The sequence below is a fragment of the Paenibacillus sp. sgz302115 genome (genome assembly GCF_056120445.1).
Genome location: NZ_JBVYOK010000027.1, coordinates 1 through 10,914 on the forward strand (window position 1 = coordinate 1; position 10,914 = coordinate 10,914).

The following is a 10,914-nucleotide window of genomic DNA, read 5'->3' on the forward strand; positions in this document are numbered from 1 at the left end:
TCATGGAATTGGTTGACCAGAATCCTCTTTACGTCAAGCTGGAATCCATGCGCACAGCGGTTTTCGAGAAGAATGTGGATGCGGAAACCATGCTAAACCAGAAAATCAATTTGTACAAACTAATGTCAGAGTTAGTGACCAATATTTGCGAATCTCAAGCAATAACCCCGGAAGATGTAATGGAGATTCTTCAGGCTGAGGCCTCCATTATAACCGGCTGCAAACTATCAGCCACATTGCCCAAGGAAGTTATGGATATCATCGAGCAGAATGATCTGGATGGACTTCAGCGTGATTTTAAAGAAGATGTCCGGAAAACGATGATTTGTTATCTGGATGGGTATCATAAAAATTATATCGTTATTCGTACAACCGGACAATAGGTCGTGGGAGAAACGGAGGTCAGGATGACAAACAGAAAACAGACTGCCACAGCTGTTGTAGCTGGTGCTACAGGAATGATGGGAAGGCAGCTTGTACAGCTCTTGCTTAAGGACCCGGCATATCGGAAAGTCATCGTACTAGTACGTCGGAGGATGGGCATATCCCACCCGAAGCTGGTAGAGAAACAGGTTTCTTTTGACAGGCTGGAAAGCGAATTGGATGCTACTGTGCTTAAAGACGCCGATGTCTTTTGCACCTTAGGAACGACAATGCAGCAAGCAGGCTCAAAGGAAGCCTTCCGCAAAGTAGATCATGATTATCCGTTGGCTCTGGCTAAAGCCGCTCTTCAGCATGGTGCTGCCAGTTATGTCATTGTTACCGCAATGTGGGCCTCAAAGAAGTCATGGATGTTTTATACACGTGTCAAAGGGGAATTGGAGCAAAAACTATTGTCCCTCGGACTACCGCGTCTTGCCATCCTGCGTCCCTCGCTCTTGATAGGGGATCGTGAGGATGAAAGCTTTGGGGATCGGGCTACGAACATGATTTTTCGCTGGATTGACCCCTTATTGATGGGACCGCTAACCAGAATGAAAGCCATCCCTTGTAAGGATGTGGCTCAGGCTATGATTATGTTGGCGCATGAATCAGGTCCGGCAGTTGAAGTGCTGGAGTCTGAAGTGATCTCACGAACCATTAAGAAGAGCTCTCGGATCAAGAGACAATAAGAACTTTTATCATCTGGAGGAGGATTTATATGAAAACATGGTTTATTACTGGAACTTCAAGTGGTTTTGGACGGAGTCTGACGGAGCTTTTATTGGAACGGGGGGATCGGGTTGCCGCTACAGTTCGCAAAGAACACGTATTGAATGATTTGAAAGAGCGATATGGCGAGCAATTATGGGTTGCTACATTGGATGTAACGGATAGTCAGGCTATTCGAAGCGTTGTCGGTCAGGCATTCAAGGATTTAGGGAAGATTGACGTTGTGGTTAACAATGCAGGCTATGGATTGTTTGGAGCCGCAGAGGAAGTGAGTGATGAACAAATTACGCATCAATTCAATACGAATGTCATCGGGTCCATTCAAGTTATTCGTGCGGCTCTTCCTTATCTGCGTACTCAAGGCGGCGGGCGGATCATACAGCTATCCAGTATGGGAGGGCAAGTGGCATTTCCAGCTCTGAGCATCTATCATGCAACGAAGTGGGCAATGGAAGGCTTTATTGAATCTCTCGTTCAGGAAGTAGCTCCCTTCAATATCCAGGCTACACTCGTTGAACCTGGTAGCGCAAGAACCAACTTCAGCGGAAGCAGTATGATCGCCGGCGAGCCGATGAGCGAATATGAGACTACTCCTGTAGGCTACATTCGACAAATGTCCCAGCAAGCGGGGGCTGAGAACTTCCCTGGCGATCCGGCCAAAATGGCTCAGGCCATCATTGTTGCCGCAGATTCTGACAAAGCTCCACTTCGGCTAACACTGGGAAGTGACGCTTACGATCTCGTTCATAAGAGCTTGAGTTCACGCATAGCTGCATTAGAAGAACAAAAAGAGGTAGCTTATTCCACGGACTATAAGGATTAACGGGGACTTAATTTCCCATGAACAACAGTATAGTAAAAACCAAACACAAATTTTAGAAAGAAGAGGTATAAAAAATGAGTAAATCAAAAAAGACAGCACTAATAACAGGATCTTACGGCGGACTCGGAACACGCTTTGCAGATATTCATGCGGCATCAGGTGGAGATCTGATCCTAGTAGGCAGAACTCAGACGAAACTTGATGCACAAGCAAAGGAAATGGAGAAAAAATATCATGTGACAGCACACACGATTGCAGCAGATCTTTCATCTCCAGATGCAGCACAGCAGATTTATAACACATGTAAAGAAAACGGATGGAATGTAGATTATCTGATCAATAACGCAGGCTATGGTGGACAGGGTGATTTTGCCCGTGAGCGTACCATGGAACAGGATCTCTCTATGATTGCGGTGAATGTAGAAACTCCTACAAGGCTTTGCAAACTCTTCCTTCCAGATATGATAAAGAGAGGAAGTGGGAAAGTTCTGAATGTCAGCTCAACGGCAGCTACCATGCCAGGACCACTTCAGGCATGTTATTACGCAACAAAAGCCTATGTGACAAGCTGGTCAAATGCAGTATCGAGAGAATTGAAAGACACAGGAGTAACGATGACATGTCTTATGCCAGGGGCTATGAGCACTGGATTCGCAAATGCTGGTGGACTTTCCGATACAGCACTTTTTGCCAATGCAACTGATCCAACACCTGTTGCGCAGGCAGGATATGATGCAATGATGAAGGGGCAAATGAATATCACAGCAGGACTTGTAGGAATTCAGAAGATTTTTATGAAGTTGACACCAATCCTTCCTAAGAAAATGCTGATGAACAATGTTTATAATATGCAGATGAGAGGAAGTGCAAAGAAATAACGCCAGAGAAAAAATGAAAATAAAAAACTAGAGAATGATGATAAGATAAATGATTTTATTACAATACACGGAGCTACGTTGTAGACATGGCTTATAATTTCTTTCATCGAAGTACGAAAAAATCAAGATATACGATATAGCCAAGTAGATGGGCATGTCAAACGGTTATATGTTTTTTATTTTGGAGCTTTCCCAACTGGGCGAGCTCTTTTTGTTTGATGAATTATCGAGCAATTCCAGTTCAATCGTACCCGTTGCCACCAGACATATGCTGGTCGCGATATTGCTGCGGCGTTTGGCCGAAGCGTTCCTGAAATTTTTTATAGAAAAAACTAAGGTTATTCTGCCCTGTGGTACTGGCAATGTCGTAGATTGGATGATCGGTATTCACCAGCAGGAAGGAGGCATATTTTAACTTTTCGCTGAGCACCAGATCCTTGAAGGTGTGACCGGTGGATTTTTTTATCAGGGTGGACAGGTAGTTGGGATTGAAGTTGAAATGCTCTGCCGTGGAGGCAAGCGAGCAATCCAAGTAATGCTTTTCGATGTACTTCAGTATTTCGATAATGGTGACTTTGCTGCCGGTGATTGCCTCTGGACGATTGGTGTCGTATTGGAACACGCGCAGCAGCTCATAAAAAATCAGCAGCATATAGGAATTCATGATTTCCGATGACCCGAGCGATTTGTCGTAATATTCGCAGAGCAATTGTTTGATCAGAATGGGCAAATTGGCGTTATTTTCACTATGGAAAATGATGTAGCGGTTATGATTTTGCCGGTCGGAGATGGCTCCGGCCAGAAAGTGGGACAAAATTCCGTTATTCGCCAGCCTGCTCAGAAACGACGAAGTGAAGTATGGTTTGCGGATCAGGATGTTGATGATAATATCGTCCTCCGAGGTGCGCAAAATTGAATGGGGCACTCCGGTATCCAAAATGCAGATTTGTCCGTGCTTCAGCATTATCTTCTTCCCGTTGATGATCTGTGAACACTGCCCCGAATAGACGAAATTCAGTTCGATATACGTATGCATGTGCAGCGGTACTTCCGCGAAGCGGATGTGTTTGGATATGGCGATATTGTCCTGGACGGGGATTGTATCCGGAAAAACGTAAGCCTGATGGCCGTTCTCAAGAACTTTTTCCGGTAATGACAGGTATACTGAGGAGATTTCGAGAGGGTGTTCCCGATAATACAGCTCCCGGTCCGTGAACTCGCGGAGCTTCGCATCCAATTGTTCGTGATTCATGGTCCTGCCTCCGTTCGTGATCAAAACTAAATGTATGAATTTTTGATAGTGTAGTTCCAATGTTTTGATATTTCGCACTTGATCTGAAAACGCTATATTAGACGTGTGATCACCAAGTTACACCTGTTTTCTTTTATTTTAACTCAGTTATTGTGGTTTTTATAATTATTTTTGCTTGTTTTTTATGTTTTGTAGCCATGGTTATATTTAATCTTCGATATGTAATTTTGTTATTGGAGAACACTCGGGATTAAGCAGCATGAATGGTTGATTGCCGAAGGGAAGGAAGCCTGATGAAAAAGATAAACGAAGTTTTGGAGCGGCAGGAGAGCAACTATATTTTGCCATTTTTCTGGCAGCATGGCGAGGGGGAAGCCGTGTTGCGCCAACATATGCAAGTGATCCATGAGAGCGGTATTCGGGCCGTCTGCGTGGAGTCGAGACCGCATCCCGATTTTGTCGGGCCGCAGTGGTGGCATGATCTGGATATCATCATGGATGAAGCCCGCGCACGTGGCATGAAGGTATGGATATTAGATGACTCCCATTTTCCTACGGGGTACGCGGCAGGGAAAATCAAATCCGATTTTCCGCAGTACCAGAAATTGTTCCTAAAAGTGCACCAGCAAGACTTCGTCGGCCCGCAGCGCCAAGCCGGGATCATGGTGAAATGGGCGATGCAGCGTCCAGGAGAACATGGCATCAGTGTTAGTGCGGACTCGGAAGCACAGGCCGGGCAGGCTAAGCCTATGACGGTGTTTGTGCCGCAGGATCGCATCGTCGGTGTCGTTGCTGCGCTCAAAACCGGACCGGACGAAATCAATGCTAAAACACTGGTCGACCTTACCGGTCATCTGCATGAAGGGACGGTATATTGGGATATGCCCGAGGGCCGCTGGCGCATTTTTACGCTGGTGCAGACGAGTGAAGGGGGAGAGCAAGCAACGGAAGGTTATCTCAATCCGCTTATGCCCGAAGCGACGAGAGTGTTGATCGATACGGTATATGAGACCCATTATGATCGTTATCAAACCGATTTTGGTGGAACGCTGGCCGGATTTTTCTCGGATGAACCAAGGTTCGGTAACATAAAAGGTCCGCTGGCCTCGATTGGGCGCCTGGACATGGTTCTTCCTTGGCGCGAGGATCTGCCGGGAATGCTGCAGGAGCATTTCGCCGAGGGGGACGTCATTCGCCATCTGCCGTTGCTCTGGGCTAATGCCGGGACGGAGGGGCATCGGATGCGCTACCGGTACATGGATTTGATTACCGGATTATATGCGGAGCATTTCACGAAACAGCTCGGCGACTGGTGCCGGGATCATGGAGCCCAGTATATCGGACATGTCATTGAGGATAACAATGCCCACGCCAGATTGGGTTACGGGGCAGGACACTTTTACCGCAGCCTGTGGGGACAGGATATGTCCGGTATTGACGTGGTGCTGCATCAGATCATGCCCGGTATGGACGATGGTTATTTCAAATCGCTCACGTCCACCGGATGGGATGGGGAGTTTTTCCATTACGGCTTAGCCAAAATGGGCGCTTCCCTGGGCCATCTGGACCCCAAAAAGCAGGGACGCACGATGTGCGAGGTATACGGGGCTTACGGCTTTGGAGAGGGGCTCAAGCTGATGAAATGGCTGACGGACCACATGCTCGTACGCGGGGTGAACCATTTCGTGCCGCACGCCTTCTCGCCGAAAAAATATCCGGACCCGGATTGTCCGCCGCATCTGTATGCGAATGGGCATGATCCGCAATACCGGTATTTGCCTGTCCTGACGCATTACATGAACCGGGTCAGCCATCTGCTGTCTGATGGAATGCACATCGCTCCGGCAGCGATCCTGTATCATGCCGAAGCCGAGTGGTCTGGTGATTACATGCTGTTCCAGAAGCCGGCGAGAGAGCTGACGCAGCATCAGATTGATTTTGACGTGATTTCTGCAGATTTGGTTCTTTCGGCCGAGGTGCAAAAGGGAAGGTTCGCCATCAACGGCGAACGATTCTCCGCACTTATCATTCCGTTCGCGGAGGCATTGCCTGGGCAGCTCGTAGAGCGCCTGCGTACTTTTGCCGAAGCGGGCATAGCGCTTTACTTCGTGGATGGTCTTCCGAATCGGGGCAGTGAGGGAGATGACTTGGCCGATGCGCTTCAGCATTTGGAGTCGCACGCTAACGTAAACGTATTGGGACTTGATGGACTTGCTGCAGCGCTGATCGATGCGGGCGTGAATGAAATTTCGGTATCGGCCTATCAGCCATACCTGCGATATTATCATTACCGTCATGCAGACGGAGACGTGTACATGTTTTTCAATGAGGACCCGGCCAAGGCGATCGCTTCCACCGTGAGCATTCCAATGCTGGAAGGCGTACGTGAACTGTTCACTTACGATGCTTTCACGAATGCGTTGTTTCCGCTTGAGGCTTCTGCCGATGGGGGGGAACACTCCTTCCCGCTGAAGCTGGAAAAACATGAGTCTGTGATCATTGTGCAAAGCCGCGGTATCACGGGTAAGCTTGCGCAAGTAACGAAAGGGCAGCGTGCCCATACCAGTATGCATCGGATCGCGGGGGAGTGGCAGGTGTCGCTTGCCACGGCGATGCAATATCCGAACTTTGTGCAACACGGAACATGTACGGAGCTTCGTTCCCTTGCTTTGCCGGACGAGCTGCCATCATTCTCCGGTACGGTACGATACGAGATCGAATTCGTCATGAACGATGTTCCGGATCAGGCGCAATTGGTAATCGACGAACCATATGAAACTGCCCAGGTTTGGCTTAATGGCCATAATCTTGGCACCCGGATCTGCCCGCCGTATGCCTATGATGTCCGGGGATATCTTCAAAAAGGCATTAATCGGCTGGAGATCGAGGTGACCAATACCCTGGTGAAAGAGCAACAGGATTTTCTGTCTCAGTACCTGATTCAGGAGCCGACAGGTATCGTAGGCAACGTGTTTTTACAATACTAAGAATGGTTATGAAGTGAGCGGCATATGGCAAGTGCCGAAGGTAGAAGGAGGCTGCTCACTTCATGGCCGACTTGCAGAGGAGTGACTTGACATGAATCATCGTCAATTGGCAGAAGAAGTACTACGCGGTGTTGGCGGCCAGGAGAACATCAACAAGGTAACGCATTGCGTCACGCGGCTGCGATTCGAATTGAAGGACAACAAGCTTCCCGACTCGGAAGAGATCAAAAAAATGAAGGGCGTTGTGACCGTCATCCAGCAAGGAGGACAATATCAGGTCGTCATCGGCAACGAAGTCGTGCCTGTATTCAAGGAGCTGTCTTCGCTGATGGGAGGTATAGCAGAGCCGGAAGCGGAATCTGAAACGACAGGTGAAAAGAAGAAGCTGTTTGATCGTTTCACCACCATGATTTCAGGCCTGTTTATGCCAATTATGGGAGCGTTTGCAGCAAGCGGTATCATCAAGGGGCTGCTCGCGTGTCTATCCGCGTTCGGTGTTCTCACCGCAACGGATGGTACGTACATTGTGCTCAATGCCATTGGAGATGCTGTGTTCTATTTCTTCCCTATTTTTCTGGGCGGCTCGGCAGCTAAATATTTCGGCTTAAATCAATACGTGGGGATGATGATCGGGGGAGCTATGGTTTACCCGAGTCTGATTGGATTTGTTGGAGCGGAAGAAAAGCTGACCTTTCTGAACCTGCCAATCAACATGGTGAATTACTCTTCATCCGTGTTTCCGGCCATAGTTGCCGTTTGGTTTGCTTCGTTGCTTCATCGTTTGATTGACAAGCGAATTCCCAAAGGCTTTCGGTACTTCCTGACACCATTGATCGTGGTATTAGTTACCATACCTCTGACTTTGTTCGTCATTGGTCCGCTCATTACGTATTTAAGCAACGGACTGGCAGAAATTACGACAATGATTTATGATTTTAACCCGATTTTGGCAGGTCTCGTACTGGGTGGACCGTGGATTCTCATCGTCATGTTCGGATTACACTGGGCGTTTGTTCCGATTTTCGTAAATAATATGATGACTTTGGGCCACGATCCTATCATGGGACTATTAGTCGCCAACCAGTTTGCGATGGCTGGTGCTGCATTTGCTTATGGACTCCGCGCCGTAGATAAACAACAGAAATCGCTCGGTATCTCTACAGGTGGTACAGCCTTGTTGGGTGTTAGTGAGCCTGCACTGTACGGGGTATTACTCCCGAATAAAAAACCTTTAATTATGGCCATTATTGGCGGTAGCCTCGGTGGGGTAATCGGTGGAATATTCTTGTCGAAAGTGTATGCGTTTGTTCCGTCTGGCGTGTTCGCTATTACGGGGGCAATAAATCCAAAGGGCATTGATACTGGATTTTATGGATATTTGCTGGAGATGTTGGTAGGGCTGATCCTGGGTTTTATCCTCACTTATTTGTGGGGTACCAAAACACGTTCCAATGGCACCGATGGGGCAAAGGCCGGCTCGTTTAAAGGTGAAACGAAACCTTCAAATCCAGTAGGCTCTGGCATGAGCACAGACGCAAACGAGCCGCTGCGCATGCAAAATCATGCACAGCGTCCAGACACGGAGCTTCGATCCGTAGCTGCCACGATTACCGTGTACAGTCCGCTGTCCGGTGAAGTCGTGAAGCTGTCCGAGGTCGCAGACGAAGCCTTTTCAAGCGAAGCAATGGGTAAGGGATTCGCCATCATCCCCTCAAGCGGAACGGTGGTTTCCCCGGTAAACGGCATCGTAACGACCGTCAGCAAGTCGAAACACGCCATTGCGGTCGTCGGTGATCAGGGCGAAGAAATTTTGATCCATGTCGGGCTTGATACCGTCAAAATGAAGGGAGAGGGCTTTGCTCCCCAAGTGCAGGAAGGCGATGCCGTCAAGGTCGGCGACGTGCTAATGGAAGTGGATCTGGGCAAAATCAGAGATCATGGCTTCGAACTGATCACGCCTGTCATCGTGACCAATAGCTTCAATTATACGGCGATTGTCTCCGCGAATGAACCGATTGAACGTAGCATCACTGCGGGTTCTTCGCTGATGATCATCAAGGCTTGAAGTTAAAAATTATGGAATGATTGGAGTGTGGCGGATGAGTAACAGCAGCAGCAACGGAACCGGGAGTGAAATCCGTTTTCCGGAAGGTTTCTTATGGGGGGGCGCCGTCGCGGCCAACCAACTGGAGGGCGCCTATAAGGAAGACGGCAAAGGTTTATCCGTACAGGATGTGACTCCCCAAGGGCTGGTTGGCCCGGTAACGGAAGCTCCGACACCCGACAACCTGAAGCTGGCCGGCATTGATTTTTATCACCGTTACAAGGAAGACGTCAAGCTGTTTGCGGAGATGGGCTTTAAAGTGTTCCGCACCTCGATTGCCTGGTCGCGGATTTTCCCTAAAGGGGACGAGACTGAGCCGAATGAAAAAGGGCTGCAATTTTACGACGATTTGTTTGATGAGTGCCTGAAATACGGGATCGAACCGCTGGTCACTTTGTCCCATTACGAGACCCCTTTACATCTTGCCAAGGAATACGACGGTTGGGTTAACCGGAAGCTGGTCGAATACTATAAGCGCTATGCCTCCACGGTATTTAAACGCTACAAAGGAAAGGTAAAATACTGGTTGACCTTTAATGAAATCAACTCCATTCTTGAGGCACCGTTTATGAGCGGGGGCATTTATACGCCAAAGGACAAGCTCAACAAACAGCTTCTTTATCAAGCCGTGCATCATGAGCTTGTGGCCAGCGCTTCCGCGGTTAAACTGTGCCACGAGATTGATCCAGAGGCCCGAATCGGCTGCATGATCCTGAGCATGCCCACCTATCCGTTGACGCCTAGTCCGGATGACATGGTAAAAGTGATGGAGTTTGAACACCGGAACTATTTCTTTGGCGATGTTCATGCACGCGGCGTATATCCGGGATATATGAAACGTTTCTTCAGAGAGAACGGAATCGAAATCAAATTCGAGCCCGGCGACGAAGAAGTACTGCGGCATACCGTTGATTTTATTTCGTTCAGCTACTATATGAGCGTGTGCCAAACCGCCGACCCGGAGAAAATCGCCGCCGGCGAAGGGAACATCCTCGGCGGGTTTCCCAATCCGTATCTGAAATCCAGCGAATGGGGCTGGCAAATCGATCCGCAAGGGCTGCGTCTTGTCCTGAACGCCTTCTACGACCGTTATCAAAAACCGCTGTTTATCGTGGAAAACGGTCTGGGAGCGGTCGATGAGCTGATTGTGAACGAAGCGGGGGAGAAAACGGTTGAAGACGGCTACCGCATTCAGTATTTGAACGATCACCTCGTACAGGTGGCGGAAGCCATTGCGGATGGCGTGGAAGTGATAGGATATACGACCTGGGGCTGCATCGATCTGGTCAGCGCCTCGACGGCCCAGCTTAAGAAGCGTTACGGCTTCATCTATGTGGACCGTCATGATGATGGCTCCGGTACGCTGGCACGTTACCGTAAACAATCTTTCCATTGGTACAAGGAAGTAATTGCGACAAACGGTAAAAGCCTCAAACGGCAAATTTGCTTGAAGTAAACCGGCATTTTCATGATTTGCCCCTGATGGAATTTAACTTATAGGACAGATGAAAAAAACCGGAACCCGCTTTACACAAGGGATTCCGGTTTTTTTTGACTTTTCGAGCCGCGCCGCCAAGAAAAATGATCCTGGCGAATGGCTACTCCTGCTTAGCTGCGGGCGACGATGACGATTATTGCCAGTGTTCCGATTCTGCTGGTCCAAAGCCCGGTGAAAATCTTTTACGGCGTACGAAATCCTGTTTATCGTATAATTTTGA

The 10,914-nt window shown here is 48.6% G+C and carries 7 protein-coding genes and 1 pseudogene; 7 read left to right on the plus strand and 1 reads right to left on the minus strand.

Translation table 11 applies throughout. The features are described from left to right. The 4 genes and pseudogenes from AC0LWN_RS28900 to AC0LWN_RS28915 all read left to right on the plus strand — a co-directional run. Positions 1-383 (plus strand): annotated as a pseudogene (locus AC0LWN_RS28900) (TetR/AcrR family transcriptional regulator); the annotation flags it as partial. A 24-nt stretch (positions 384-407) separates the two neighbouring features. Beyond that, complete coding sequence (locus tag AC0LWN_RS28905; protein WP_474671492.1) at positions 408-1,112, plus strand: NAD-dependent epimerase/dehydratase family protein; 705 nt, start codon at positions 408-410, stop codon at positions 1,110-1,112. A 29-nt stretch (positions 1,113-1,141) separates the two neighbouring features. Continuing rightward, positions 1,142-1,975, plus strand: a complete 834-nt coding sequence (locus AC0LWN_RS28910) for an SDR family oxidoreductase (RefSeq protein ID WP_474671494.1) — start codon at positions 1,142-1,144, stop codon at positions 1,973-1,975. A 74-nt stretch (positions 1,976-2,049) separates the two neighbouring features. Then, on the plus strand, positions 2,050-2,853 hold the full coding sequence (locus AC0LWN_RS28915) for an SDR family NAD(P)-dependent oxidoreductase (RefSeq protein ID WP_474671496.1): 804 nt from the start codon (positions 2,050-2,052) through the stop codon (positions 2,851-2,853). A gap of 241 nt (positions 2,854-3,094) precedes the next feature. Here the strand turns inward: AC0LWN_RS28915 and AC0LWN_RS28920 are convergent, their stop codons facing one another. Continuing rightward, the gene (locus tag AC0LWN_RS28920; RefSeq protein ID WP_474671498.1) at positions 3,095-4,105 is read right to left on the minus strand and encodes an AraC family transcriptional regulator; all 1,011 of its coding nucleotides are present in this window, start codon (positions 4,103-4,105) and stop codon (positions 3,095-3,097) included. A gap of 293 nt (positions 4,106-4,398) precedes the next feature. Between AC0LWN_RS28920 and AC0LWN_RS28925 the strand changes: the two genes are divergently transcribed. From AC0LWN_RS28925 to AC0LWN_RS28935, 3 genes are all read left to right on the plus strand, one after another. Beyond that, entirely contained in the window at positions 4,399-7,092 is a 2,694-nt protein-coding gene (locus tag AC0LWN_RS28925; protein WP_474671500.1) for a glycoside hydrolase, read from the plus strand. Positions 7,093-7,183: 91 nt separating this feature from the next. Continuing rightward, on the plus strand, positions 7,184-9,157 hold the full coding sequence (locus AC0LWN_RS28930; RefSeq protein ID WP_474671502.1) for a beta-glucoside-specific PTS transporter subunit IIABC: 1,974 nt from the start codon (positions 7,184-7,186) through the stop codon (positions 9,155-9,157). Between the two features lie 34 nt (positions 9,158-9,191). Next, a complete protein-coding gene (locus AC0LWN_RS28935) occupies positions 9,192-10,652 on the plus strand; it encodes a glycoside hydrolase family 1 protein (protein ID WP_474671504.1) in 1,461 nt (486 codons plus the stop codon). The last annotated feature ends 262 nt before the right edge of the window (positions 10,653-10,914 follow it).